Consider the following 24,961-nt stretch of genomic DNA (forward strand, 5'->3'; position numbering starts at 1 on the left):
GGCGGGGCCGGTGACACACAGGGGGCATCAGTCGCGGGTGTCGCGGCGCACGGTCACCTTGCGGCCGCGCAGCGTGGAGCCCTTCAGCGCGGAGATGATGCGCGCGGCATCCGGCTCCGGCACCTCCACGATGGAGTACATGTCCGCGATGTGGATCGCGCCGATGCGCGAGGACTCGAGCCCCGCCTCGCCCGCGATGGCGCCCACGAGGTCCGCCGGCCGCATGCCCGCGGTGCGGCCCGCGCCGATGAACAGGCGCGTGACGTTCCACTCCGGCGCGCGCTGCGGCCGCGCGGGGGCTGCCCGGTCGCCGCCGCGCTCTTCCCGGTCCTGGCGGGGGGCGCGCGCCGGGCGCTCGGAGCGCTCACCGCCGCGGCCCGGAGGCCCGGAGCGCTCCGGACGCGGGAACTTCCGCTCCGTCGGCGCGGACACCTGGGGGATGTCCTGCTCGGTGGACTCCTTGCCCTCGTCCTCCTTCTCCTGGAGGAGCTTGATGGCGGCGGCGGCCACGTCCATGACGCTGAACTCGCTGGACAGGTCCTCCGCGATGCCGCGGAACCCATCCAATTCGCCGCCCACCAGCGTCTCGCGCAGCGACGAGCGGATCATCTCCAGCCTGCGCGCGCGCAGGTCGGACACGGTGGGGACCGCGGTGACCTCGATGCGCTGGCCGGTGAGCCGCTCGATGTTGCGCAGGAGCCGGTGCTCACGGGGCTCCAGCAGGGTGATGGCCACGCCCTCGCGGCCCGCGCGGCCCGTGCGGCCGATGCGGTGCACGTAGGCCTCCGGCGCGTTGGGCACGTCGAAGTTCACCACGTGCGTCAGCCGGGGGATGTCCAGGCCTCGCGCCGCCACGTCGGTGGCGATGAGCAGGTCCGCCGCCTGCGACTTGAACTGCTTGATGACGCGGTCGCGCTGCTCCTGGCTCATGCCGCCGTGCAACGCGTGCGCGCGCCAGCCCCGGCCGTTGAGGGACGTGGTGAGCTCATCCACCTCCGTGCGCGTGCGGCAGAACACGATGGCGGCGGTGGGGGACTCCAGGTCCAGCACGCGCCCCAGCGTGGCGATCTTGAACGCGCGCGGCACGATGTAGGCCGTCTGCCGGACGCGGGGCATCTCCCCGGCCTCCAGCTTCTCCTTCTCGATGCGCACGCGCACCGGCTCGTGCAGGTGGCGCTCCGCGATGCTGGCGATGCGCGGGGGCAGGGTGGCGGAGAACAGCGCCGTCTGCCGCTCCTCGGGCGTCTCGGAGAGGATGGCCTCCAGGTCGTCCGCGAAGCCCATGTCGAGCATCTCGTCCGCTTCGTCCAGGACCACCGTGCGCACCTGGTTCAGCTTCATCGTCTTGCGGCGCAGGTGATCCAGCGCGCGGCCCGGCGTGGCGACGATGACGTCCACGCCGCGCTTGAGCACGCGCAGCTGCCGGCCAATCTCCTGGCCGCCGTAGAGCGGGAGCACGCTGACGCCCAGCTTCTGGCCGTAGCGGTGGATGGCCTCGGAGACCTGCATGGCCAGTTCACGCGTGGGCACCAGCACCAGCGCGGAGGTGCTGTGCGGCCCGGCGGCGCCCGGCTTCAGGTGCTGGAGCAGCGGCAGCGAGAACGCGGCCGTCTTGCCGGTGCCCGTGGCGGCGATGCCCAGCAGGTCCTTCTGGGCGAGCAGCGGCGGGAGCGCGGCGGCCTGGATGGGGGTCGGCTCTTCGTAGCCGAGCGACGTCAGCGCCTCGACGAGCTCGGGCTTGAGTCCGAGGGAGTCGAAGGTGGGGGTTTCGGGGGCAGCAGGAGGCGGGGGAGCTTTCACACGGCGGCTTGTACCACTTCCGCGCCGGGCGGAGGACTTGGGAAGTCACGTGCGTCCAGGCCTGTACGAAGACCCGGGCCTTTCGGGCTTTCAGGCCCCGCCGCGCAGGTGCGACGCCAGCCGCGCCGCGACGGCCCCTGTCCCCGCGGACAGGTCCGTGGAGGACAGGACCAGTCGCTGGCGTCGGCCCCCCTCCAGCGCCGTGCCCTCCAGGAGGGACGTGAGGCCCCGGGGGCCCCGGTCCAGGTCGAGGATCAGCTCCAGCCCGTCCTCCTGGGGGAACGGCAGGAGGCAGAGCGTGCGCGGCGGGCCCTGCCATGCCGGGCCGGAGTGGAACTCCAGTTCCTGGACGAAGGGCTCGTCGCGTCCCAGCGGGGAGCCGGCTTCGCAGTAGGCGTTGCGCCACTGGAAGCCCAGGTGCAGCACGGCGTCGAGCACGGTCTGGAGGGACGGGTGGGGCAGGACGTGGATGCGGTCGCTGTCCTCGGGGTTGAGGGCGTTGTCGATGTCGAGCGCCGTCTTGATCCACACGGGCGTGCCGCGCTCGGTGATGGGCGTGTGGGCGGGGAGGCGCAGGGAGAAGGGGAGCTCGCGCTCCTCGCGGGGCTGGAGGGTGAAGGGGTTGGAGATGCGCCAGGTGCGCACGACGGCGTTGAGCGCGCTGCGGCGGTCGTTGTCGCGCTGGAGGTACTGCGCCATCAGGTGCAGGTCGATGCGGTCGATCCGCTGGGGCGTGTGGCCGCCCTGCACGTGGACGAGCCCGCGCAGGTCGCCGCCCGCGCGCGCGGTGTCGTGCTCCAGGCGGGTGTCCACGCGCGCGCTGCCAATCCCGAGGCGGGCGAGCATCTTCATGAAGGGCATGGCGTCACGGCATAGGCCGGATGGAGGCTTCGCGAAAGCCCGTGTGCCCGGCTGCCTGCCCTTCATGCGGCCCCTGTACCGGAGGGACGGGCGCGGCTTGCGGGGTGGCCCGGCGCGTCACCAGCGTAGAGCCTCACCACGGGAGAGGTGCGCGATGGCCCAGGGGACGTCCAGGCGGGTGCGGTACGCGGTGGTGGGGGCGGGCAACCTCACGCAGGTGGCCATCCTCCCGGCGTTCCAGCACGCGGAGGAGAACTCGGAGCTGGTGGCCCTCATCTCCTCCGACGCGGAGAAGCGGGACGTGCTCCAGAAGAAGTACGGCGTGGAGCACGTGGGCAGCTACGACCAGTTCGAACAGGTGCTGCGCGAGTCGAAGGCGGACGCGGTCTACATCGTGTTGCCCAACACGCTGCACCGGGCCTTCACGGAGCGTGCGGCGCGCATCGGGGTGCACGTCCTCTGCGAGAAGCCGATGGCGACGTCGGTGGAGGACTGCGAGGCGATGATCCGCGTCACGAACGAGAACGACGTGAAGCTGATGGTCGCGTACCGGTTGCACTTCGAGGAGGCGAACCTCCGCGCCATCGAGCTGGTGCGCTCCGGGCGGCTGGGGGATCCGCTGGTGTTCACGGGGACGCTCACGCAGCAGGTGCGCGGAGGGGACATCCGGACGCGCGAGGACGTGGGGGGCGGGGCGCTGCTGGACGAGGGGCCGTATCCCATCAACGCCGCGCGCTACCTGTTCCGCGACGAGCCGCGCGAGGTGTTCGCGTTCACGGCCGGTGGACGGGACGGGCGGTTCCACGGGGTGGACGCGTCGGCGTTCGCGTTGCTGCGCTTCCCGAACGGGCGGGTGGCGCAGTTCGCCATCAGCCACGAGGCCTCCGCGGTGTCGAGCTACCGGCTGGTGGGCACGGAAGGCGACCTCCAGGTGAAGCACGGCTTCGGCTACGGCACGGACCTCGAGCACGTGCTCACGGTGGGCGGGGAGACGGAGACGCGGACGTTCAAGAACAGCGACCAGTTCGCGCCGGAGCTCGTCTACTTCTCCCAGTGCATCCTGGAGGACCGGGAGCCGGAGCCCAACGGCATCGAAGGTCTGGCGGACGTGCGCGTCATCGTCGCGCTCCAGGAGTCCGCGCGCACGAACAAGCCCGTGAAGCTGGCTCCGTTCGAGAAGCCGAAGCGGCCCACGCTGGATCAGCTCATCGTCAAGCCAGCGGTGGAGCCGCCAGAGCCCGTGAACGCACCGGCTCCGGCGGAGGGGTAGGGTAGGCGGGTTTATCCGCGATTCCTTGATGTCAGGTCTTCCTGGATGCGTTCGCTCCAGGAGGACTTCGCATGCGGTCACGCTGGCTGATTCCGCTGCTGCTCACCCTCTTGTCCGGATGCGGAAGCGCCACGCGAACGGTCCGCCTGGATTTGGGGACTGGTGCTTCCAGCGTGTTCACTCCTCGCTCCAGCACGCAGCCGGTCGCCCTGGATGCGGCTGACTTCAAGGAAGGCGTCAAGGCGCTGGCTCGCGTCGCACGTCCGTCCGCTCGCCCCCAGGAAGCCGCACGTCGGCTGTTCGAGGTCGGACCGCGTAGCGGCTCGTACCTGTACGACCCGCGCACGCGTCGCGTCACCGCACTGGGGCCGGGCGAGCACCTGGAGGGAGAAGGGCCACAGGCGGACGTTGAGCTGACGCGTGCATACCTGCGTTGGTGCGAGCGGACCTCCAGGGACGGCGACTGCCTGCGCCTGTTGGTCGACGGTCCCACTGTCACAGGCGATGGCCGTTACGCCCTGGCCATGGCCCTCGCGCAAGGAGTCGTGCGGGACGAGATGATGGATGCGTTCAAGGGCATGGCCAATCCGGAGTCCCTGCTGGCGGCCGTCCTGTGGACGTGGACCACGTACATGATCTTGCTGGCGGTGCCTGAGCCGGTCTCGAAGGGGATCGCCGCCGTGATGACCGCCACGCTCATTGCGTACGTAGGCGTCGACACCTTCTGGAGCCTCATCGTCGGGTTCAAACAATTGGTGGAAGCCGCGGACCGGGCCACCACGTTCGACGAGCTGCGCGTGGAAGGGGAGCGGTATGGCAAGGTCATGGGCCGCAATGCGGCACGTGCTTTCGCCTTGCTGGCCACCGCTGCGATTGGCGGCACGGCGCCAGGGCTGGCGGCGAGGCTCCCCCAGTTCCCAGGGGCTGCCCTTGCCGCCGTACAGGCCGAGTCTCAACTGGGAGTCCGGCTCGCGGCGATCGGGGGCGTGGAGACGGTCGCGGTGAGCGCGGAGTCCATCACCATCGCGATGGCGCCTGGAGCGGTGGCCATGGCGGCCAATGGAGGACGCGCGGGTGGCACCAGGGCCTGGGCTTCGTTCAGCGGGTTCAAGAAGGCCATGGGCCCGGCCGGCCCGGGCCAGGAGTGGCACCACATCGTCGAGCAGACGCCGGGTAACGTGAAACGCTTCGGGCCTCAGGCGGTTCACAACCCCGGCAATGTCATTCCGTTGGAAAAGGCCCTTCACTCTCGTATCAGCTCGTTCTACTCGACGATCCGGCGCGAACTGACGGGCTCGTCCTTGACTGTGCGACAGTGGCTGAGCACGCAGTCGTACGAGGCGCAGCGCGAATTCGGGTTGCAGGCCATCGAGAAGTTCAGCAAGGGAATCTGGCGATGAAGCTGGAGGCGCTGGTCGAACAGTTCGCGCTGAACGTGGCCGCTCAGACCGAGGCCACCTGGCGAAGCGATGCCAGGAGCGCGAACAAGCACGCCAGGAAGTACGGGGCTGCGGTCGACAAGCTGTTGGCTCATGGAGATGCAGGACGGGATGCACTCCTCGTCCTGCTCCAGCATGAGCGGATGGACGTTCGGGTCATGGCCGCCGCGCACCTGCTCCGATACCGCACGGCCGAAGCCAAGGCGATCCTGGAGGAGGCGGCGAAGGGCGAGGGGATGATTCCGTTCTGTGCCCAGCAGGCCTTGAAGCGGTGGGAAGACGGCACCTGGGCGCTCGACAGGCCCGACTTACGTCAGGAGAAATGAAGTGGATGACCTTCAGGAGTTCGCGCGTCAGGTGTTCGCGTCGCAGCCCTTCAGCCAGTTCCTCGGGGCACAGCTCGCCAGTTCCGGGCCTGGGACCGCGGAGCTGCGGCTGCCCATCGTGGACCAGCTGAAGCAGCAGCACGGCTTCGTCCACGGGGGCGTGCTCAGCTACCTCGCGGACAACTCCATCACGTTCGCCGGAGGGCTGGCGCTGGGCGGCAACGCGCTGACCTCCGAGTACAAGATCAACTACCTGAAGCCCGCCGTGGGGACGTTGCTCATCGCCCGGGCCCAGGCGAAGGCCGCCGGCAAGCGGCAGGCCGTCTGTCAATGCGAGGTGTTCGCCGTGAAGGATGGCGTGGAGACGCTGTGTGCCATTGCGCAGGGCACGGTGGTCTCCGCGGCCTGACGGGGGCGCGAACGGGCCTACATGTTGGCGTTCTTGAGCGTCCGCCAGTACGGAATGGTCTGGGTGAGATTCTTCAGGGCGGCGGGGATCTTCCACTGGCCGAAGATGCCGGTGAGGCTTCCCTGGCGCGCGACCGTCACCACGCCCAGGCCCCAGGCGTTGTACGCGGCCATGATGGACTCGCACTTCACGCAGCAGGGCTTGCTGATGGCGATGTAGACATCCGCCCTGGCATTGCCCGCGTTCGCCTGGTGCAGGTACTCCAGGATGCGCATCTCCGCGTGGACCGTGTTCCGGGTGTCACAGTTGAAGGCCGGGGCCCAGCCCACCACGGGCTGAAGCGTCGCGTTCGGGCCCCACTGGTATTGCACCGGGGCGGCCTGGCTCAGGAAGACGAATGAAGTGGGCGCGGTGATCAGGTCCTGGCTGCCCGACACGGCACTGGCGATCTTGACGAGCTTCTCCATCCGCATTCCGGCGTTGAAGGTGCTGTCGTCGTTGGTGGCCATGATGAGCTCCGTGCCAAAGGCACAGAAGGCCACGCACGTCCCGAACTCGTTCGCCTCCGCGACCTTGTCGAACCCCGGGCCGTACCAGAAGTCATCGTATTGATTCGTGCTGGCTTGAAGGGGCGCGCCGGTGCCTTGCAGCTTCTGCGCAAGCAACTGGCCCGCCTCGTTCTGTTTGTTGCCCAGCCGGGAGAAGCGCTGGTTGGCGGGCAGGGCCTGCTGCCGGGGCTTGACGTACTCCTCGACGTAATGCGTGACGCACAGCTTGATGTCCGCCGAGATGGTGTCGTTCTTCTTGCCAGTGCACTTCGGACACTTGGCCATGGGCCCCCTCCTGCCTGTCTGGACAGAAGCTAGCACACGCCCAAGCTCATGAGCCGCCGCCCACAAGACGCGCCCATGCGGACGAGCACCCTGGCGTCAGCTGGGGTGGGTCCACAGGTCGCGGAGGTCTGGCGGCAGTTCTCCGGAGATGTCGTCGCTCTCCCCGGTGGAGATCTGTGCCTGGACGGCGCTGAAGACCGCGCGGACGATGGCTTCAGCGTCCTCGGGCTCCACGTCCAGGTCCGTGGAGACCATCGCCAGCATCTCATCCCGGCCGAACTTGTGGGGCGGCGGCCCGGCCTCGTGGCGATCACACCGCACCAACAGCTCGCGGAGCTTGTGCGGCAGCTGCGCCTCCAGGTCGTTGTCCTCCTCGCCGAAGAGGCGTTGCTCGAGCACGCACAGCACGGAGACGGCGGCTTCCTGGGCGGCCTGCTCGTCCGGGAACGAGCCCACGTCGCACAGGTATTTGAGGAAGGCCTTGTAGGTCTGCGACGTGCGGGACTCGTGGCGCATGCGGCGGCGCTCGTCGAGCGGGACGGCCGTCCCGCGATGCGTGTGGCTCTCTACCTGCTGCCCCGCTCTGGGGATGTTTGGGTCTGCCATGTCCGTCTCCTCGATGCTCGAAGTGGGATCCAACCCCGAAGCTGAAGTGCTCGCGAGGTCAGGGGAAGGCACACGCCGCCCTGCGAGCCGCCCGCTTCCCGCCGGCGGGGGATGACGGGAAGCGCCTGCTCCCTCTTCCGTTTTCTCGGCACGAGTGAATCCGAACAGTTGAGAGAGGCCGCATGGCGCGGTCGCGCTCTCAAGTGAGGCTCCGTCATGCGTGAAAGTCTTCGACCCAGGGGAGAGGCGCTGCGCAGCGCGGCCCGCAGGATCGCGGTGCGGAGGGCCGAGGAGCCGGACACGCCCCTGGTCCAGATCATCACGGAGGCTGCCCGCCACTTCGACCTCTCCCCGAGTGAGGAGCAGATGCTCCTGTCGGACTTGCTATCCGAGAGCACGGAAGCGCCTCTGCACTGAGGCCTGAAAGGCATGCTAGATGGGCGCCCATGAACCTCACTCGACTGTCGGTCGTGGGCCTTGGCGTGGCGTTCCTGGTGGCGGGCTGCGGTGGGCGCCGGAGCAACTCCAAGGTGGACTTCTCCCAGATGGGGCCGTCCATCAATTCCAAGCGCTACGCGAACCTGGAGAGGATCGCCGCCAGGGATCTCAAGTGCGACGTGGAGCTGACGCCGCAGTACCTGGGTGAGAACCGGTATCAGATGATCGGCTGCAACACCGAGGGCATCTACGAGCTGCGCTGCATCATGGGTCAGTGCGCCTGGATTCCGGACGTGAGGCTCCGAGCGGAGTTCGACCTGGGCTGTGCGAAGTCGGAGCTCCAGACGTCCAGGCTGGATCGCGTCACGGAAGGAGTCGCGGGCTGCGGAAAGCGCGCGACGTACCGGCTGCTCGGGGCGAGGTACGGGTACTCGTGGGTCCTGAACTCGCCGGTTGCCCAGGACGAGGTTCCTGCTCTGGCGCCTGCGGAGGAAGTGCCGGTCCCGACGACACTTTGAGCAGAGGCGTCAATCGCACCGGGTGACGGCCCATCGCATGCGTCGATGGGCCGTTCTTCCAGGGCGATCTATGACTTCGTTCAAGTGACCTGTGCGTCGGCAGACCCTTCGAGCATTCGCTTCACGGTGAGATACAGGGCCTCGGGTGAGCTGTCGTTCCTCAGGACGGCGTCGAAGGAACTCCGTTCGAGCCCGAGGAGCTCCATCTCCGTAGCGTGTCGTGCCAATGCACCCGGTGCGCCCGCGCCCGGTCGTTCAATCAACCAGATGGCGGCGCCCATTTCCCGCGCCGCCCGCCACTCCGCCTGAGTGCGCAAGTCGGTGCAGACGACGCGTCCTCCCGCGCGCCGGATGGCGTCGACCCGGAGCCGGAAGGGCCGCAGCCAGACTTCGGGATCCAGCTCCAGGCAAGCCTGTCCGAAGCGCTGATAGAGCTCTCGGGGCGCCCGGCCGAAGCGTGGGTCCACTTCATTGCGCCGCTCGCCCCAGAGCTGCGCCGGGTCGAGCTGGAGCAGGCCCATCAATGCCGCCTTGATCGGATCCGCGAGTGCAACCCGCTCGAAGCCATACTGCTTCGCCAGGAAGCCACCCAACGTGTCCTTCCCCGCCCCGGAAACGCCCGCGAGGCAGACCAGGCTGGTGGACGCGCTCACGACTCACCTCCGAACGGGTAGATGCCGCCACGATCGATGAAGCGAGTGAGGGAGAACTGGACCTGTGACCAAGCGGTGTCCAAGCCCCGCTGGAGGATGGGGTCGCTGTAGCGATGGCCTCCCTCCGCGTTGTCGAAGAAGCGGCCCGCGGGGTCGACCATCGCGTAGCTGCCGCGCATGTCCTCATTGTCTTCAGGCACCAGGACGATGCCTTCGCGCTCCAGGAGACGATGGCGGGCGACGAACGCTTCGAAGTCCTCCCGGGGGCAGTACAGCGCTTCCACCTTGCCGGTGTTCTGACCTTCGACGTCGAGGACGCGCAACAGCTTCCAGCGTTCAGGCCGCAGCTCGCGGATGAATGCCGTCTGGTCCTCGCCCGCGTTCAGGTTCGTGACGACCGTGTTGACCTTGAGGCGCATTCCCGCCCCGCGGATCTGCTCGGCGATGGACAGGTAGTGCTCGGGCGGCAGGGCTTTGCCATGAACGGCCCGCCCCAGTGCGGCATGCGTCTGGGGTGACACACTGTCGATGCTGAGGGTCACCCAATCCACCACGCCGCGCAGGCGCGCGAGGGTGTCCGCATCCAGCCTGCTGCCATTGGTCACCAGCATCGTGGTGGTCCCCCGCGCCTTGGCGGCTGCCGCCAGCTCCGGTAACCACGGGCAGAGCAGGGGCTCTCCTCCCGCGAAGGTGATCTTCTGGAAGCGGAGTGACAACAGCTCCACCAGCCTCAGCGCCTCCTTCGCCGGAAGATGCCCCTTGGGGAGCACGTCCCTGCGGACGTCCTGGAAGGTGGCGAAGCAGAACCGGCAACGCATGTTGCACGGCTCCCACAGGTGGAAGTTGACCGACGGCGGCATCACCTGGGCGGTGGCCGAGAAGGGGGTGGCAGACAGCGGGTCCATGAAGCCTCCAGAAAACCGCCCGAGTCAGGCGGTCTGGTGCTCCACTCTCTTCAGCGAATTAAGTGTGACCCGAAATCGTAAGCTACTGACATCGTTGGAGAAAAATGGTCCGTAATTGATCCCGGGCCCGCTGGACCCGCTTGCGCGCGGTCGCGGGGTCGATGCCGAGCCGAACGCCGATCTCGGTGTCGGGCAGCTCGTCGAAGTAGTGCATTTCGAGGACTTCTCGCTGCTTGTCGGGAAGGGCGCAGAGCGCGGCATGGAGCGCCGCGTGGGATTCCTGTTCCACGTACTGTTCGTCTGGCCTGAGAAGGCACGGAGGGTCAGGAGCCTCATCCAGCGAGCAGGTCCGGGCCATGCGCCTGAACTGGTTCTGGGCGCCGTACTCCACGGAGCGGAGGAAATACCGTTCGAACTCAGCGGGAGGCTTCTTCCTGAGGCAGATGTTCAGGAGGATGGCGTGGACCAGGTCGTCGGCGTCCACCTCGCTATTGACGAGGTTCTGGGCAATCCGGCGTGCCTTGGACATCAAATCCCGCTGCAGGAACTGCCGTTCCATGCAGGATCGGGTGTTGAGCTCGACGCCGGATTCCGCGGAGGCGTTGAAGGACGCCGCGCTGACATCCGCGAAGCCGTCATCCGTTGCCGCAAGGACGGGCGAGGGGTGTGAGGGCTGCGCCGCGAGAAGCGCTTGCCTTGAGCACTCCCACGACAGGGCATCGCAGCGTGATGGCCGTGCGGACACCACGGTCTGGGCGCGAGTCTGGAGTGCCTCCGCAAGGGAGCCCACGACGAGCGTCAGGCCCGTGGCCGCGAGTGCCGCCAGGGTCAACATCCCGGCCCCGAAAGGCGAGGCCTGTGCGATGCGCCAGGAGAGCCGGATCATCCCGACGCTCGTCCGGACCAGGAGCGCGCTGACGGCGACAATCGTCCAGACGGAGAAGGCGATGACGAGCGCGCCGGGCAGCACGGGCAATGCACTGCGCAGATTTCGTTCCGGAAGGGCCAGCTGGCACGCCACGAACAGCAGCAGTCCCAGCAGGGCCCAGGGCCAGCGCAGCAGGAGGGGAGGGGGACCAGCCCTGCCAGCCAGCCGCCGGAAGCCATTCCACCCGGTAATGGCCACGAACGCGATCAGCGCCATGCCCAGGAAGACGATGGAGAGTTGGGCCGCGCCCTCGAAGATGCCGGACGTGAGTGCGCCGATGCGCTCCAGGATGACCGCCGCGCCCGCGAACCCCAGGAGTCCCGTGGCGCCGATGCCCACGAAAACGCCGGGGATGACGACGTTGACCGAGAAGATGGCGAGTGCCAACGCCACCAGCACCAACTGCCAGCCCGCGGTCCGCCGGGGTGGCGGTCCAGACTCCCCCTGCTGCGTCATGCGGCCTTCCTTCTGGGAACGACGGCCTCATCGTACAGGCTTGTCAGGCGGAATGGGGCTGCCCACGGGCTCGATGGAAGCCACCCGAGCAGCCCAGGCAAAGAGTCAGGATTGACTGCCATGCCTGCCGAATGACTCAGGTGGGACAAAGGCAGGCCATCTGGACAAGATTTGAAAGAGTCGATTAGCTGACTGGCGGGGGAAATCGATTCCCCATTTTCAGGGGGTGTTCATGAGAGGCTTTGTACGCCGTGCCACGCCGGTGTCTGCCTTGATCGTCGCTGCCGCCTTGCCGCTGCTCTCCGCCTCAGCCGCCGACACGCCATCGCAGCCCGCCTTCAGGGGCAGGCCCTTGCCAGCGCTGGAGAAGCTGATGGCGGCGACACCCTTCCAGGACAACAACGGAGCGCTTCCACCGTCGGGCGTGTATTCCGGCCCCCTGTTCAAGCTCAACCATGACTGGCCCCGGCAGCAGCCGCCGCTGGTCAACCCGCCCTGGCGGGTAGCGATTGGTAACGGCACGATCAACACGAAGAACGCCAGCCTTTATGCGAAGGCGCTGAAGGATGCGGTGGCGACCAACGCGCGCAACCTCATCATGAACTACGACACCTGGGACGCCGCCAAGGCCGGTTGGTACAACGAGCCATGGCTCGGCAGCTTGCGTGAGGCGATCCACGGCACGTATCCAGCCGGTCTGTTCGGCCCGGGCATCTTCCCAAACACGGGGCTCAAGGTGCCGTTCCAGACCCACGTGCTCACCTATTACGACGCGCGCGCGGCATGGACCGTCCAGAAGTTCTGGGGCGAAACCGCGATGAAGCCCACGCTCACCACGCAGGCCTCGCAGTTCGACGAGGGCGCCATCATCGTCAAGGCTGCGGTGTTCAGTTCCACCGACGCGAAAGTGCAACGCGACTGGTGGGACGCGATGCGCGGCGCCCAGGAGTGGCCGCTCTACGTGGCGGTGGATCCCAACAATGAGAGCGCACAGCCGCAGATGTGGTCGGGGTACGTGGCCCAGTTCGACATCATCGTGAAGGACACGAAGTCATCGCCGAAGACGGGCTGGGTGTTCATGACGCTCGTCTATGACGCCAGCCTGCAGGGCGACGTCTGGGACAAGATGGTGCCGCTGGGCGTGCAGTGGGGCAATGACCCGCAGGCGGTCCGCGAGGGGATGCCACTGGTGGAGAACTGGAACAACCCGGCCGCGCCGCTGTACTCCACGCAGACGCTGGGCTGGGGTGGCCGCTTGTCTGGTCCGAACGACGGTGCGCGCAACGACATCGCCGTGAACGGAAAGGTCATGCGCAACGCCCCTGATTCGAGCTGCATGAGCTGCCACAGCACGGCGCAGTGGAACGTCGCGCAGCACCGGATGACGTCGTTCCTGCTGCCGTCCTTCTCGACAAACAGCGGGCCCGGCTTCCAGACGTGCGGCGATGATGGAAAGCCCAATCCGGACGGAAAGCTCATCTGCTCGCCGGCTCCTGGCTCCAAGGAATGGATGAAGTGGTTCCAGAATCGTCGCGGCACGCAGGCGATGGACCCCGGGTCGTTCGCCACGGACTTCGACGAGGTGTTCTCGTACAAGGCACTGAAGCTGTGGTGGACGGCGACCAATCCGGCCAAGGAGGCGGCACCGCAGCTGGAGCTGGTCCGGCAGCCGCAAGGTGCAATGAAATACAACCAGTACACCGGTGCACCGCTGCCAAAGCCCAACAACTGACGCCGGACCTCAGTCTTTCCAGAGCATCTTCCACGGATGCTTGCGCAGGTCCGTGACCAGGGTCTTCAGCTCGTCATAGAGGGCTGGATCCTTGAGCAGCGCGCCGCCGGTGCCTTCTCCGGCGTCGAGCTGTCCGAGGATCCGGTCCGCCTTGGTGGCGATCTGCTCCAGCTGACCCGCCGCCGCGGTGAAGCGCTGGAGGGCCAGCTTCACCTGCTGGCCGTCCTCGGGCGTGAGCGGTCCTGTCACCGCCGCCAGGCCGTCCAGGGTCGTTCCTGCGGACTTCGTCAGGCCGGGGAGGTCCTTCCGCATCACCGCCGCCACGGCGGAGGCGTCATCCAGGAGTCGGGCTCCCTTGCCTCCGGGCTGCATGGATTCCTTCGCCAGCTGCGCCAGCTGCCGCAGGTCCTTGGACGCCGCCGCCAGCTCCGAGGCCAGGACCTTCACGTCGCCTTTGTTCTCCGTCAGGACCTCGTCCAGCGTCCTCGCCAGTCGCGACACGTTGGCGGCCAGGCCCGTCACGGCCTCCGGATCCTTCTCCAACATGTCCGACAGCAACGTCACGAACTTGGAGAGCTGTTCCGACAGCAGGTCCAGGCGCGGCGCGTCCACGCCTCTCAGCGCCTCGGTCTCCGGCAGCGGCGCTTCCGCGTTGCCCGGGTTCAACTCCAGATAGGGCTCCCCCAGCAGGCCCACTGTCCCCACCGTCACCCTCGCGTCCTTGCGCAGGGCGCCCCTCGCCGCAGGCTCCACGGACAGGTCCATGCGGACGGGGAGGGGGAGGCCCTTCGCGTCCCTTCGGTCCGCGAGCAGGTGGATGGTGTCCACCTTGCCCACCTGGACGCCTCCCAGCTTCACCGGGGCTCCCTGCACCACGTTGCCCGTATGCGCGAAGTCCACCTCCAGCCTGGCGCCCCGGCCCAGCGTCAGCTCTCCCATCAACCAGAGCAACACCAGCACTCCCACCAGCGTCGCGAGCACCAGCGCCCCGACCTTCAACTCCAGCCGTTGCTCATCCATCCGTCGCGCCCTCCATGAACGGCGCCGTCAGCGTCCGCAGCTCCGGGGCAGGGGACTCCAGGAAGCCCTCCGGGCTCCCCAGGTACGCGCTGCGCCCCTTCGCCACCACCAGCACCCGGTCCGCAATCCCTCTCAACTGCCGGTAGTCGTGGGACACCACCAGCGCACCCAGGCCCTGCTCCTTCAACGACGCCAACACCGCCTCCACCTGCATCGCCGCCCTCCGGTCCAGCCCCGTCGTCGGCTCGTCCAGCAGCAGGTAGCGCGGCTTGAGCACCAGCGCCCTCGCGATGGCCGCCCGCTTCTTCGCCCCGGGCCCCAGCTCCGGCGGCAGCCGGTCCGCCCACTCCTTCAGGCCCACCTTCTCCAGCGCCGTCTCCACCGCTTCCTCCGGGGCGCTCGGATCCGCGAGGCGCACGTTCTCCCGCAGCGTCCTCCAGTCCAGCAGCGCGGGGCCCTGCACCAGGTAGGGCGCCCGGCGGCGGAGGTTCACCAGCGTCCGCTCCGCCTGCGTGTCCACGCGCTCCCCGAACAACGTCACCTTGCCCGCCTCGGGCCTCAGCAGGCCCACCGCCAGCCGGCACAGCACGCTCTTTCCGGAGCCGCTCGCTCCCGCGATGAACGTCAGCTCCCGCGTGGAGACCTGCGCGCTCAGGCCGTCCAGCACGCGGCGGCCCTGCTCGAAGGCAATGGCCACGTCCTCGAAGACCAGCGTGTCCGGACCGGTGTCATTCACAGGCGCACGAACTGGAACGCAAGCGACACCGTCAGGTCAATCAACAGACACCCCAGACTGGCCGCCACCACGCCTTCCGTCGTCGCCTCGCCCACCGCCTCCGCGCCGCCCCTGGCATTCAAGCCCGCCACTGCCGCCGCGAGCGGGATGTATAGCCCGCAGCCCAGCACCTTCAGACCTCCCACCAGCAGGTCCCAGCCATCCACATACCTTGCGTCCATGAACGCCCGGCCGTCGATGTCCAACGCCACGCTCGCCACCAGCACCGCCGACGCCGTCGCCGCCACCGTCCCCAGCACGCTCAGGAGCGGCACGCCCACCACGCCCGCCACCAACCGGGGCGCCACGAGGTCCGCGTACGGATCCCCCGCCGACATCTCCAGCGCCTCCACCTGCTCGTTCACGCTCATCGTGGCCAGCTCCGCGGAGTGGCTGGCCCCGGCTCGTGACGCCGTCAGCAGCGCCGACACCGCCGGCCCCAGCTCGCGCACCAGCATCTCGAAGTAGGCCGGGCCCAGCACCGCCACGTTGCCAATCAGCTTCTTCGCCTGCGCGTTGGCGATCATCACCAGCACCGCGCCGAAGAAGGCCATGCCCGACATCACCAGCCATACGCTGCGCCCGCCCAGCTCGTGCACCTGCGCCAGCGTCTCCCTCCAGGGGATTCCCTCCCTGGCGCCCGCGCGGACCGTGCGCGCCAGCATCACTCCCGGCGCCCCGAAGAAGGTCAGCACCCGCTTCATGCGAGCACCCTCGACAGCAGCGTCGTCAGCAGGAAGTCCAACAGGAAGATGGCCGCGCAGCCCAGCACCACCGCGCTCGCTGCGGCCTCTCCCACGGCGCGGGCTCCTCCCTTCGCCCTCAGGCCCACCGCCGTGGACACCAGCGAGATGGCCAGCCCGAACGCCCCCGTCTTCACCACGCCTCCCAGCAGGTCGGACGGGCTCAGCATCTGCGCGAACGTCCCGAAGAACACCCGCACCGGCAGGTCCAACGTGAGCTTCGCCGCCACCGCCTCGCAGAGGATGGACACCAGGAACGTGAACGTGCTCAGCGCCAGCATGCTCACCTCCATCGCCACCACCCGGGGCGCCACCAGCAGCGCGAACGGATCCAGGCCAATGCCTCTCAGGCCTTCAATCTGTCCGCCCACCTTCAGCGTGGCCAGCTCCGCCGCGTTCCTCGCGCCGATGCGCGCGGACATGATCAGCCCCAGCAAGAGCGGACCGAACTCCCACAGCACGCCGTAGCCCGCGGCCCAGCCCAGGAACGCCCGCGCCCCGAAGCGCTGGATGTAGAGCGCCGCCTGCACCACCACGATGACGCCCGCCAGCGCCGCCGTCGCCAACGCCAGCGGCAACGAGCCGTAGCCGAACTGCACCAGCCCCCGCGTCAGCTCGCGGCGCTCCAGCCTGCGCAGGCCCCAGGCCGTGCGGCCCGCGACCAGGGCCAGCGCGCCCACGCCGCCCACCGCCCGCATCGCCGAGCGTCCCAGCCAGGCCAGGGCGGTGGTGCTCACGGGTGATGACACGGCAGGGTCATGCGAGGGCCTCGTCCGGCGCGCGCTCCAGTTCCGGCGCCGGGGCCCCATCGTGCACCAGTCGGCCGCCTCGCAGGTACAGCCAGCGGGGCAGGGGGAGGTCCACCGGCGCTTCCGGCGCCGCCACCAGCAGCGTCCCCTTGCCGGCGACCTCCAGCAGCACCCTCGCCACCTGCCGCGCCGTGCCCGGATCCAGGCCCGCGAACGGATCATCCGCCAGCAGCACCGCGGGCCTCGCCGCGATGGCCCTCGCGAGCCCCGCGCGCTTCTTCATGCCTCCGGACAGGCGCTCCGGCAGCGTGTCCGCCGCGTCCGCCAGGCCCACCGAGCGCAGCACCGCGTCCGTGCGCTCGCGGGCCTCCGCTTCCGGCACGCGCCGGCGCAGCAGCGGCTGCATCACGTTCTGCCGCACCGTCAGCGAGTCGAAGAGCGCGTCCGTCTGGAACACGAAGCCGAACGATGCCTGCTGCCTGCGCCGCTCTGGCGCCGAGAGCCGGGCGACGTCCTGCCCGTCCCATGTCACCCGACCGGAGGAGGGGAGCAGCAGCCCCGCGAAGGCCTTGAGCAGCGTCGTCTTGCCCGAGCCTGAACGCCCCAGCACCAGCGCCTGCGTGCCGGGCGGGACGTGGCAGTCCGTGGGCTCCAGCACGGTCCGTGCGCCGTAGCGGATGCCCAGGGCTTCGGCGCGCAGGTCCATGGCTAGCGGTTGAAGAACTGGTTCGCGCCCAGGTCGCCCGACGCTCCCAACGTCGTGGGCAAGGGTCCGTCGAGGGCACGCATGGCTTTCGGGTTCGAGTAGACCGGGTCCCAGGTCTTTCCGTTGAAGAACTGCACGGTGCCCGTTCCTGTCGTCACGTAGAGCCCATTCTGACTGAAAGCCAGCACGTCGGTGAGGTCCGGCTCCGATGCCGGGGACGGCAGTGTGCGCCACACCCCGTGGTTCCGCTCCAGGATCACGCCCTTGTGCCCCACGACATAGACGTAGTTGGCGTTCACCGCGCTCACTCCCGTCAGGTAGACGGCGGGGACGGCTGGGGGAAGGGGTTCAGCCACCCAGTTCCCAGTCTCGGTGTTGATACTGATGACCTGGGGTTGGGGTGCCGGGAGCATGTAGTCCCGAGCGCCCACCGCGATCAGCGGCGCGCCGGCGGTGGTTCCCGTCACCGCCATCAGGTTGATGCCCGTGACCGCGAGCTCGACCGGGGCCGCGGGGAACGCCCACTTGAAGACGCGGCCACCGCCCGACACGGCGTAGAGCGTGGGCTTGGCGCCACCCGTCGAGTTGAAGCCCACGATGCCCGAGAGGTCCACGGAGGGGCCCGGCGTGGCGGCGGCGGTACAGCCGGCTTCCCCAGGCATCTTGCTCGCCAGCTTTCCGTCTTTCCCCGCGAGGAACAGCTGCCCCTCGGAGCTGATCCAGGCGGCGTTCCAGTCTCCAACACAGGAGGAGAGTGTCCGGGCGGTGGCCTCGATCTTCACCACGTTGTTCACCGTGCCTGGCCCGGCGAGCCAGGCCAGGTCCTTTCCGACGGCGATGGCACGCCACGACGTGGTGCCGGCGGCCTCCGGCACGCTCTGCCAGGCGAGGTTGCACGAGGAGCCTTCATCCACCCGCCCATCGCAGTTGTTGTCCAGCCGGTCGCAGACCTCCGTCAGATTCGACGAGACATGAATGGAACTCTCGTCGCAGTCCCGGGCCTGCGTCGGCGTGCCCTCCGGTTGGGGAGCGCAGGTCACACCCCCATCCGCTCCCGCCATCCCATCTCCGTCCTCGTCCCGGAAGTAGGCCGTGGGCGTGAGGGTGCTGTTACATGCGACGCCGCCATCCGTCCCCGTACAGACCTTCGCGCCCGCGCATTGGAAGTCGTTGAGGCAGGTCCCGCCCAGGTCGAACGACTCGTCCTTCACGTCATCGCAGTTGTCGTCCTGGCCATCGCAGCGGAACTCCGCCTGCCCCGGGTGGACGCTCGGGTCCCGGTCGTTGCAGTCACCGGTCCGTGACGCGGTCAGCGCGGGCCCCTCGCATGCCTTCACCATCGCGGGCAGCTGGCTGTTGCCGTACCCGTCATTGTCGTCATCCGGGTACCACGACATGGGACCGCCCTGGTTCGCATCCCGGTCGTTGCAGTCCGTGCCCTGGTCCTCCGTGCGCACGAACCCGTCCCCATCGGAGTCCGTGGCGCTCAGGGACAGGTCCACCGGCGTGATGCCGTCCTTCGCGAGGCTCGCGTCGGTCTGCGCCGTGGCCACCTGCGCTCCGTCACAGGACTGTTCCTTCGCCGCGGCCAGGAGCTTCAGGTCGTTGCTCCAGCCCGTCTGGCGGAACACCGCCACGGACAGGGTGCCGGGTGGGGGACCCTCGGGCACGCTCACGGTCGTCGTGGCCTGCCGGGAAGGGTCCGCCAGATCCGTGACCGTCAGCGTGACGCACCCCGGCCGAAATCCTTCGTAATGAAGCTGGACCTTCAGAGCGGCGGACTTGAGGTCATCCCCCTTGGAGCAGCCCGCGAGGACACCGGCGAGCACGGCGAGCAGGAATAAACGCATGGGACACGCATTCTGGGGCGCGTCCCACACCCGGAGTGGGACGGTCGGCGCCACCGTCGGCATTTCAACCCGAGAGTCTTCTTCCCGACCCTTAGTCCTCCTCGCGAGGCATCGTCCAGCCACGCCCCGCTCATCACCCCCGCGATGACGGCTTCCGTGTATAGGGGCCGCTGACCTTTCAACACTGGCCCGCTCCACCGCCCGCCTTATGCCCACCGTCCGCCGTGCACTCCTCGCCGCGCCCCTGGGTGCCTGCCTCTGCGCGCTGGCCCCGGACGCGCTCGCCCAGACGACGCCTCCGGCCGCGTCCCCGGCGCCCTCCGCCGCGTCCCCCGCCAGCGACTTCCCCAAGCCTCCGGAGCAGGACTCCGGCGCCGCTCCGCTGACGCTGGAACGCGCCGTGGAGCTCGCCTCACAGAAGAACGAGGCCGTGCTCGCCGCGGGACAGACGGCCGAGGCCGCCCAGGCCCGCGTCGCCCGCGCCCGCGCCTTCTTCCTGCCCACCGTCGCGGCCACCGGCACCTACACGCGCCGCCTGCGCGAGTCCACGCGCGAGGTCGGCGGACAGACCGTCGTGCTCCAGAAGTACAACGCGCTGGGCGCCGTCTTCGCCGGCCGGCTCACGCTCTTCGACGCGCGCGGCTTCCCGCTCTACAAGGCCGCGAAGCTGGAGAGCGAGGCCTCCAAGCTGGACGCCCTGGAGACGCGCCGCCAGGTGGCCTTCAGCGCCGCCAACGCCTTCCTCGTCACGCTGGCCAACCAGCAGGTGTACCAGGCCGCCGAGCAGCGGCTGGCCTACGCGAAGCAGAGCCTGACGGACGCCCAGGCCCGCGCCAACGCGGGGCTCGCCAGCACCAACGACGTCACTCGCGCGGAGCTGGAGTTGGCCACCGCCGAGTCCAACCTCGCCGCGGCCCTGGGCAACGCGGAGACGAGCCGCCTGGAGCTGGGCTACCTCCTCGTGGAGCGGGTGCAGGGAGAGCTCGCGCCGCCGGAGCCGCTGCTCGCGGACGCCGTGCGTCCCGCGCCGGCCCTGGAGCTGCTCACGCAAGGGGCCCCGGACCGCCGTCCGGACATCCTCTCCGCGCGCCTGCGCGTGCGCTCGCTGCGGGAGAGCGCGAAGGAGCCCCTGGCGCGCCTGCTGCCGTCCCTGGGAGCGAGCGCCCAGTACCGCCTCACCAACGAGGCGGGCCTCAACGGCAACGTCGGCGACGGTTTCCTCGCGGTGGACCTCACCTGGACCCTCTTCGACGGCGGTGCCCGCTACGCGGATCGCGACGAGCGCGTGGCCATCGCCAACGCCGCGGAGCTGAACACGCAGGCCGCCACGCGCCGCGTGCCGGTGGACATCGAGCAGGCGCGGGTCAACCTGGAGACGGCCCGGGCCGCGCTCGCGCAGAGCGAGCAGGCGGCGAAGGCGGCGCGCAAGAACGCCGTGGAGACAGGCATCCTCTACCGCCAGGGCCTGTCCACCGCGCTCACCCTGGCGGACGCGTCGCTCAGCCTCTTCGAGGCGGAGGTCGCGCTGGCGCAGAACCGCTATGGACTGGGCGTGGCCCTGCTGGGGCTGCGGGCCGCGGTCGGACTCAATCCCCTGGGGAAGGAACCGTGAAGGCAATGCAACGCACTGGAGTGCTGGCCCTGTCGCTGGCCATGCTGTCCCTGGCCCCTGGCTGCAAGAAGGACGCGCCCGCGCAGGGCGGCAAGGGCGCGGGCCGGGGTCCCACCCAGTTCCCCGTGGAGGTCGCGACCGTGGAGGCGCGCGACGTGGAGTACGCGGTCAGCGCCGTGGGCGCGGTGGAGGCCTTCGAGAGCGTGCAGATCACCGCGCGCGTGCCGGGCGCCCTGGAGCGCGTGACCTTCTCCGAGGGTCAGGTGGTGAAGAAGGGCGACACGCTCGCGGAGATCGAACCCGCGCGCTACGCCATCGCCGTGCGCGCCGCGGAGGCCGCGCTGCAGAAGGCCCAGGCCGCGCTGGTGGAGGCGAAGGCCGGTGCCCAGCGCCGCGCGGAGGTCAACGCGCAGAGCCCGGGCCTCCTGCCCGCCGAACAGCTGGAGACGTACCAGGCCCGCGCCGCCACCGCCCAGGCGGACGTGGCGGCCGCGAAGGCGGCGCTGGATCAGGCGCAGCTCAACCAGCGCGACGCGTACGTGCGCGCCCCCATGGACGGCGTCCTCCAGACGCGCACGGTGCAGACGGGCCAGTACGTGCAGCCGGGCGTGGTGCTGGCCACGCTGCTGCGCCGGGAGCCGCTGCTGTTGCGCTTCAACGTGCCCGCGGCGGACGTGGCGCGCATCACCCCGGGGATGCCCGCGCGCTTCACGGTGCGCTCGGAAGGGGGCACGTACGAGGCGAAGATCACCTACGTGTCCGCGAGCGCGGACGCGCAGAGCCGCATGGTGGCGGTGACCGCGGAGGTGACGGGCGAGGACGCGCGCAAGCTGCGCCCGGGCGCCTTCGCCACGGTGAGCGTGCCGGTGGAGTCGCGCGGGGGCAGCCCGGTGATTCCGCAGACGGCCATCCGCCCCAGCGAGCGCGGGTTCCTGGCGTTCGTGGTGGCGGACAACAAGGCGCGCGAGCGCATCCTGGAGCTGGGGCTGCGCACGTCGGATGGGAAGGTGGAGGTGAAGGAGGGGCTCAAGGCCGGTGAGACGCTGGTGGTGCGCGGCGCGGAGGCCCTGCGCGACGGCGTGGCGGTGCGCGTGGAAGAGGATCGCCCCAAGCCGAAGGTGGGGGGCGAGCAGCCTCCGACCGAGGGCCGAGGCGGCGCGGGCTCGGAGGGCCGCCCATGAGCATCACCGACGTCTGCATCAAGAAGCCGGTGTTCGCCTGGATGATCATGGCGGCGACCATCATCTTCGGACTGGTGGCGGCCCAGCGCATCGGCATCAGCCAGTTCCCGGACGTGGACTTCCCCACCATCAACATCTCCGTGTCGTGGGAAGGCGCCAACCCGGAGGCGGTGGAGTCGGACGTCGTCGAGTTCATCGAAGAGGCCGTGACGCAGGTGGAGGGCGTCAAGAGCATCACGTCCTCCGCGCGCCAGGGCAGCGCCAACATCACGGTGGAGCTGGACCTGTCGCGCAACGTGGACCTGGCGCTGCAGGACGTGCAGACCAAGGTGAGCCAGGCCCAGCGCCGGCTGCCGCTGGACATCGACCCGCCCGTCGTCTCCAAGTCCAACCCGGAGGATCAGCCCATCATGTGGCTGGGCGTGTCCGGGCCCTTCTCCCAGCAGGTGGTGAGCGACTTCGCGCGCTACCGCGTGAAGGAGCGCCTGCAGACGGTGCCCGGCGTGGGCGAGGTCATCCTGGGCGGCCTGCTGGAGCGCAACGTGCGCATCTGGGTGGACGCGCGGAAGCTGGACGCGCACGCGCTCACGGTCAACGACCTCATCACCGCGCTCCAGCGCGAGCACGTGGAGCTGCCCGCCGGCCGCATCGAGACGCAGGGGCGCGAGGTGAACGTGCGCTTCATGGGCGAGGCGCTGGACCTGGAGACGCTGGCGAACGTGGTGGTGCGCGAGGAGGGCGGCCGCCCGGTGTACCTGCACGACGTGGCCATCGTGGAGGACGGCTTCGAGGACGAGCGGCGCCTGGCCCGGGTGAACGGCGAGCCCGCGCAGGCCATGGGCATCAAGAAGCAGCGCGGCGCGAACGCGGTGGCGGTGGCCCAGGAGGTGCGCGCCCAGCTCGCCCAGCTCCAGAAGGAGCTGCCGGAGGGCATGAGCGCGACCATCAACTTCGACTCGACGCAGTTCATCGAGGAGAGCGTGCACGAGATTGAATTCGAGCTCTTGCTCGCGTGCATCCTCACCGCGTTCGTGTGCTGGGTGTTCCTGGGGTCGCTCTCCAGCACGCTCAACGTCGTGCTCGCCATCCCCATGTCGCTGCTGGGCACGGTGGCGGTCATCTACTTCCTGGGCTTCACCCTCAACACGTTCACGTTGCTGGGCCTGGCGCTGGCCGTGGGCATCGTGGTGGACGACGCCATCATGGTGCTGGAGAACATCTTCCGGCACGCGGAGGAGGGGAAGGACCGGGTGCGCGCCGCGCGCGAGGGCACCGCGGAGATCACCTTCGCGGCCCTGGCGGCGACGCTGGCGGTGGTGGCCATCTTCCTGCCCGTCGTCTTCATGAAGGGCATCATCGGCCGGTTCTTCCTCCAGTTCGGCGTCACGCTGTGCGTGGCGGTGCTCCTGTCCTACGTGGAGGCCATCACCCTGGCGCCCGCCAGATGCGCGCAGTTGCTCAAGACGTCGCGCGAGCACCGCAGCCGGGTGGGCGTGGTGGTGGACAGGGCCTTCTCCAAGCTGGAGGCGCTGTACGCGCGGGCGCTGGGCTGGGGGCTGGTGCGGCCCTGGCGCGTGCTGCTGGTCGCGGTGGCCATGCTCATCCTGAGCGCGTTCGCGTTCAAGGCGCTGCCGGGCGAGTTCGTCCCGTCGCAGGACCAGGGCCGCATGTCCGTGCGCCTGCAGACGGCGGTGGGCAGCAGCCTGGAGGAGACCAACCGCCTCTTCAAGCGCGCGGAGGCGTTCGTCGCCAGCCGTCCGGAGGTGACGCGCGTGTTCGTGGTGGTGGGCGGAGGCGGCGGCGGTTCCTCCGTCAACGCGGGCAACATGAACCTGACGCTGGTGCCGGCGGATCAGCGCATGACGCAGGCGGAGTTCGCGCAGGTGTTGCGCAAGGAGCTGAACAGCTACCCGGGCCTGCGCGCGGTGGTGCAGGACCTGTCGCAGGCGGGCTTCACCGCGCAGCGCGGCTTCCCGGTGGAGTTCAGCGTGCGCGGGTCGGACTGGGACAAGCTGGTGGAGGCGAGCCAGACCCTGCGAGAGCAGCTCCAGGCGTCCGGCAAGGTGGTGGACCTGGACACGGACTACCAGCTGGGCCAGCCGGAGCTGCGCATCACGCCGGACCGGGCGCGCGCCGCGGACCTGGGCGTGCCCATCCAGTCGGTGGCGTCCACGGTGAACGCGCTGGTGGGCGGTGTGCGCGTGGGCAAGTACAGCAGCGGCGGGCGGCGCATCGACGTGCGCATGCGGCTGCTCGCGAGTCAGCGCTCGCGACCGGAGGACCTGTCGCTGCTCAAGGTCCGCACGGCGAACAACGCGCTGGTGCCCCTGTCGTCGCTGGTGACGCAGGAGGAGCTGCCCGCGCTCCAGGCCATCACCCGGCGCGACCGTGAGCGCGCCATCAGCCTCTTCGCCAACGTGGCGCCGGGGTCCAACCAGGAGGAGGCGCTGGCCACGGTGGAGTCGCTGGGCAAGGACCTGCCCGGCGGCATCCGCGTGGTGGCGGGCGGCGCGAGCGTCGCGTTCCGCGACTCGATGAGCAGCCTCCTCTTCGCGCTCTTCCTGGGCATCGCCGTCGCGTACATGGTGCTGGGCGCGCAGTTCAATTCGTTCCTGCACCCGGTGACGGTGCTGACGATCCTTCCCCTGTCGGTGGCGGGCGCGTCGTTCGCGCTGCTCGTCACGGGGAACACGCTGAACATCTTCAGCATGATTGGCCTGCTGCTCTTGATGGGCATCGTGAAGAAGAACTCCATCATCCTGGTGGACTACGCGCTCCAGCAGCGCGAGCAGGGCGCGGACGCGATGCAGGCCATGCTGCGCGCGGGGCCGGTGCGCCTGCGGCCCATCCTGATGACGTCCACCGCGACGATGATGTCCGCGGTGCCGGCCGCGCTGGCCCTGGGCGCGGGCAGCGAGACGCGCGCGCCCATGTCCATCGCGGTGCTGGGTGGCCTGTCGGTGTCCACCGTGCTCAGCCTGCTCGTGGTGCCCGCGTTCTACGTCGTCGCGGACCGCCTCAAGACGCGTCTGGGCAACCGGCTGCGCAGGGGGAAGGGCGGAGACGACGACTCGAACGTTCTCCCCGACGAGCCCCGGCCGGTGCCGCACGGGTAGGCGCGGCGGTGGCCTGATTGCCCGTGCGCCCCCGG

23 protein-coding genes are annotated in these 24,961 nt (G+C 69.3%); 10 read left to right on the forward strand and 13 right to left on the reverse strand.

Annotation, left to right across the window (positions count from 1 at the left end):
• Positions 1–27: 27 nt before the first annotated feature.
• Complete coding sequence (locus AABA78_RS15800; RefSeq protein ID WP_171415754.1) at positions 28–1,800, reverse strand: DEAD/DEAH box helicase; 1,773 nt, start codon at positions 1,798–1,800, stop codon at positions 28–30.
• Between the two features lie 90 nt (positions 1,801–1,890).
• Positions 1,891–2,661 carry a sporulation protein gene (locus AABA78_RS15805; protein WP_338263902.1) on the reverse strand — a complete coding sequence of 257 codons (771 nt, stop codon included), beginning with the start codon at positions 2,659–2,661 and terminating at the stop codon, positions 1,891–1,893.
• Between the two features lie 154 nt (positions 2,662–2,815).
• Here AABA78_RS15805 and AABA78_RS15810 point away from each other — a divergent pair, with 154 nt between their 5' ends.
• The 4 genes from AABA78_RS15810 (at position 2,816) to AABA78_RS15825 (ending at position 6,105) form a co-directional block, all read left to right on the forward strand.
• Positions 2,816–3,931 carry a Gfo/Idh/MocA family protein gene (locus AABA78_RS15810; RefSeq protein ID WP_338263903.1) on the forward strand — a complete coding sequence of 372 codons (1,116 nt, stop codon included), beginning with the start codon at positions 2,816–2,818 and terminating at the stop codon, positions 3,929–3,931.
• Positions 3,932–4,002: 71 nt separating this feature from the next.
• Positions 4,003–5,331: a SitA5 family polymorphic toxin gene (sitA5, locus tag AABA78_RS15815; protein ID WP_338263904.1), complete on the forward strand. Its 1,329-nt coding sequence runs from the start codon at positions 4,003–4,005 to the stop codon at positions 5,329–5,331.
• Complete coding sequence (locus AABA78_RS15820; protein ID WP_338263905.1) at positions 5,328–5,696, forward strand: DUF2019 domain-containing protein; 369 nt, start codon at positions 5,328–5,330, stop codon at positions 5,694–5,696. Before sitA5 ends, AABA78_RS15820 begins: the two co-directional genes overlap by 4 nt.
• Position 5,697: 1 nt before the next feature.
• Positions 5,698–6,105 carry a PaaI family thioesterase gene (locus AABA78_RS15825; protein ID WP_338263906.1) on the forward strand — a complete coding sequence of 136 codons (408 nt, stop codon included), beginning with the start codon at positions 5,698–5,700 and terminating at the stop codon, positions 6,103–6,105.
• Positions 6,106–6,122: 17 nt separating this feature from the next.
• On the opposite strand, the gene AABA78_RS15830 is transcribed toward AABA78_RS15825, so the two are convergent.
• Complete coding sequence (locus tag AABA78_RS15830; protein WP_338263907.1) at positions 6,123–6,938, reverse strand: nucleic acid/nucleotide deaminase domain-containing protein; 816 nt, start codon at positions 6,936–6,938, stop codon at positions 6,123–6,125.
• A gap of 96 nt (positions 6,939–7,034) precedes the next feature.
• The gene (locus AABA78_RS15835) at positions 7,035–7,544 is read right to left on the reverse strand and encodes a DUF2267 domain-containing protein (RefSeq protein WP_338263908.1); all 510 of its coding nucleotides are present in this window, start codon (positions 7,542–7,544) and stop codon (positions 7,035–7,037) included.
• Positions 7,545–7,760: 216 nt separating this feature from the next.
• Between AABA78_RS15835 and AABA78_RS15840 the strand changes: the two genes are divergently transcribed.
• Both AABA78_RS15840 and AABA78_RS15845 read left to right on the forward strand, forming a co-directional pair.
• Positions 7,761–7,961, forward strand: coding sequence for a hypothetical protein (locus AABA78_RS15840; RefSeq protein ID WP_338263909.1), 201 nt, complete (start codon positions 7,761–7,763; stop codon positions 7,959–7,961).
• Positions 7,962–7,990: 29 nt separating this feature from the next.
• On the forward strand, positions 7,991–8,500 hold the full coding sequence (locus AABA78_RS15845; protein WP_338263910.1) for a hypothetical protein: 510 nt from the start codon (positions 7,991–7,993) through the stop codon (positions 8,498–8,500).
• An 80-nt stretch (positions 8,501–8,580) separates the two neighbouring features.
• On the opposite strand, the gene AABA78_RS15850 is transcribed toward AABA78_RS15845, so the two are convergent.
• The 3 genes from AABA78_RS15850 to AABA78_RS15860 all read right to left on the reverse strand — a co-directional run bounded on the left by AABA78_RS15850 (position 8,581) and on the right by AABA78_RS15860 (position 11,442).
• Entirely contained in the window at positions 8,581–9,153 is a 573-nt protein-coding gene (locus tag AABA78_RS15850; RefSeq protein WP_338263911.1) for a deoxynucleotide monophosphate kinase family protein, read from the reverse strand.
• Positions 9,150–10,058 (reverse strand): viperin family antiviral radical SAM protein, encoded by a 909-nt coding sequence (locus AABA78_RS15855; RefSeq protein WP_338263912.1) that lies wholly within the window; start codon positions 10,056–10,058, stop codon positions 9,150–9,152. Before AABA78_RS15855 ends, AABA78_RS15850 begins: the two co-directional genes overlap by 4 nt.
• An 82-nt stretch (positions 10,059–10,140) precedes the next feature.
• Positions 10,141–11,442 (reverse strand): RNA polymerase sigma factor, encoded by a 1,302-nt coding sequence (locus AABA78_RS15860; protein ID WP_338263913.1) that lies wholly within the window; start codon positions 11,440–11,442, stop codon positions 10,141–10,143.
• Positions 11,443–11,713: 271 nt separating this feature from the next.
• On the opposite strand from AABA78_RS15860, the gene AABA78_RS15865 reads away from it, so the two are divergent.
• Complete coding sequence (locus AABA78_RS15865; protein ID WP_338263914.1) at positions 11,714–13,174, forward strand: hypothetical protein; 1,461 nt, start codon at positions 11,714–11,716, stop codon at positions 13,172–13,174.
• Between the two features lie 9 nt (positions 13,175–13,183).
• On the opposite strand, the gene AABA78_RS15870 is transcribed toward AABA78_RS15865, so the two are convergent.
• Genes AABA78_RS15870 through AABA78_RS15895 form a run of 6 tightly spaced genes read right to left on the reverse strand, consistent with a single transcriptional unit; the run spans position 13,184 to position 19,017 of the window.
• Complete coding sequence (locus AABA78_RS15870; protein WP_338263915.1) at positions 13,184–14,194, reverse strand: MlaD family protein; 1,011 nt, start codon at positions 14,192–14,194, stop codon at positions 13,184–13,186.
• Entirely contained in the window at positions 14,187–14,930 is a 744-nt protein-coding gene (locus tag AABA78_RS15875) for an ATP-binding cassette domain-containing protein (protein ID WP_338263916.1), read from the reverse strand. The genes AABA78_RS15870 and AABA78_RS15875 overlap by 8 nt, the downstream gene beginning before the upstream one ends.
• A complete protein-coding gene (locus AABA78_RS15880; RefSeq protein ID WP_338263917.1) occupies positions 14,927–15,673 on the reverse strand; it encodes an MlaE family ABC transporter permease in 747 nt (248 codons plus the stop codon). Before AABA78_RS15880 ends, AABA78_RS15875 begins: the two co-directional genes overlap by 4 nt.
• Positions 15,670–16,461, reverse strand: coding sequence for an MlaE family ABC transporter permease (locus AABA78_RS15885; RefSeq protein WP_338263918.1), 792 nt, complete (start codon positions 16,459–16,461; stop codon positions 15,670–15,672). Before AABA78_RS15885 ends, AABA78_RS15880 begins: the two co-directional genes overlap by 4 nt.
• 7 nt (positions 16,462–16,468) lie before the next feature.
• The gene (locus AABA78_RS15890; RefSeq protein ID WP_338263919.1) at positions 16,469–17,167 is read right to left on the reverse strand and encodes an ABC transporter ATP-binding protein; all 699 of its coding nucleotides are present in this window, start codon (positions 17,165–17,167) and stop codon (positions 16,469–16,471) included.
• A 2-nt stretch (positions 17,168–17,169) separates the two neighbouring features.
• Positions 17,170–19,017, reverse strand: coding sequence for a MopE-related protein (locus AABA78_RS15895; RefSeq protein ID WP_338263920.1), 1,848 nt, complete (start codon positions 19,015–19,017; stop codon positions 17,170–17,172).
• Positions 19,018–19,225: 208 nt separating this feature from the next.
• On the opposite strand from AABA78_RS15895, the gene AABA78_RS15900 reads away from it, so the two are divergent.
• Genes AABA78_RS15900 through AABA78_RS15910 form a run of 3 tightly spaced genes read left to right on the forward strand, consistent with a single transcriptional unit; the run spans position 19,226 to position 24,926 of the window.
• A complete protein-coding gene (locus AABA78_RS15900) occupies positions 19,226–20,629 on the forward strand; it encodes a TolC family protein (RefSeq protein ID WP_338263921.1) in 1,404 nt (467 codons plus the stop codon).
• Between the two features lie 5 nt (positions 20,630–20,634).
• Positions 20,635–21,810 carry an efflux RND transporter periplasmic adaptor subunit gene (locus AABA78_RS15905; protein ID WP_338263922.1) on the forward strand — a complete coding sequence of 392 codons (1,176 nt, stop codon included), beginning with the start codon at positions 20,635–20,637 and terminating at the stop codon, positions 21,808–21,810.
• Entirely contained in the window at positions 21,807–24,926 is a 3,120-nt protein-coding gene (locus AABA78_RS15910; RefSeq protein WP_338263923.1) for an efflux RND transporter permease subunit, read from the forward strand. Before AABA78_RS15905 ends, AABA78_RS15910 begins: the two co-directional genes overlap by 4 nt.
• Positions 24,927–24,961 lie beyond the last annotated feature (35 nt).

It is taken from the genome of Corallococcus caeni, from assembly GCF_036245865.1.
Taxonomy (GTDB): Bacteria; Myxococcota; Myxococcia; order Myxococcales; family Myxococcaceae; genus Corallococcus; species Corallococcus caeni.

Excerpts from the sequence above, each read along its gene's own strand:
- AABA78_RS15855 (WP_338263912.1), bottom strand. The coding sequence starts at position 10,058 with ATGGACCCGCTGTCTGCCACCCCCTTCTCGGCCACCGCCCAGGTGATG.
- AABA78_RS15835 (WP_338263908.1), bottom strand. The coding sequence starts at position 7,544 with ATGGCAGACCCAAACATCCCCAGAGCGGGGCAGCAGGTAGAGAGCCAC.
- AABA78_RS15905 (WP_338263922.1), top strand. The coding sequence starts at position 20,635 with ATGCAACGCACTGGAGTGCTGGCCCTGTCGCTGGCCATGCTGTCCCTG.
- AABA78_RS15910 (WP_338263923.1), top strand. The coding sequence starts at position 21,807 with ATGAGCATCACCGACGTCTGCATCAAGAAGCCGGTGTTCGCCTGGATG.
- AABA78_RS15880 (WP_338263917.1), bottom strand. The coding sequence starts at position 15,673 with ATGAAGCGGGTGCTGACCTTCTTCGGGGCGCCGGGAGTGATGCTGGCG.
- AABA78_RS15845 (WP_338263910.1), top strand. The coding sequence starts at position 7,991 with ATGAACCTCACTCGACTGTCGGTCGTGGGCCTTGGCGTGGCGTTCCTG.
- AABA78_RS15805 (WP_338263902.1), bottom strand. The coding sequence starts at position 2,661 with ATGCCCTTCATGAAGATGCTCGCCCGCCTCGGGATTGGCAGCGCGCGC.
- AABA78_RS15860 (WP_338263913.1), bottom strand. The coding sequence starts at position 11,442 with ATGACGCAGCAGGGGGAGTCTGGACCGCCACCCCGGCGGACCGCGGGC.
- AABA78_RS15840 (WP_338263909.1), top strand. The coding sequence starts at position 7,761 with ATGCGTGAAAGTCTTCGACCCAGGGGAGAGGCGCTGCGCAGCGCGGCC.
- AABA78_RS15810 (WP_338263903.1), top strand. The coding sequence starts at position 2,816 with ATGGCCCAGGGGACGTCCAGGCGGGTGCGGTACGCGGTGGTGGGGGCG.
- AABA78_RS15895 (WP_338263920.1), bottom strand. The coding sequence starts at position 19,017 with ATGCGTTTATTCCTGCTCGCCGTGCTCGCCGGTGTCCTCGCGGGCTGC.
- AABA78_RS15870 (WP_338263915.1), bottom strand. The coding sequence starts at position 14,194 with ATGGATGAGCAACGGCTGGAGTTGAAGGTCGGGGCGCTGGTGCTCGCG.
- sitA5 (WP_338263904.1), top strand. The coding sequence starts at position 4,003 with ATGCGGTCACGCTGGCTGATTCCGCTGCTGCTCACCCTCTTGTCCGGA.
- AABA78_RS15900 (WP_338263921.1), top strand. The coding sequence starts at position 19,226 with ATGCCCACCGTCCGCCGTGCACTCCTCGCCGCGCCCCTGGGTGCCTGC.
- AABA78_RS15890 (WP_338263919.1), bottom strand. The coding sequence starts at position 17,167 with ATGGACCTGCGCGCCGAAGCCCTGGGCATCCGCTACGGCGCACGGACC.
- AABA78_RS15820 (WP_338263905.1), top strand. The coding sequence starts at position 5,328 with ATGAAGCTGGAGGCGCTGGTCGAACAGTTCGCGCTGAACGTGGCCGCT.
- AABA78_RS15830 (WP_338263907.1), bottom strand. The coding sequence starts at position 6,938 with ATGGCCAAGTGTCCGAAGTGCACTGGCAAGAAGAACGACACCATCTCG.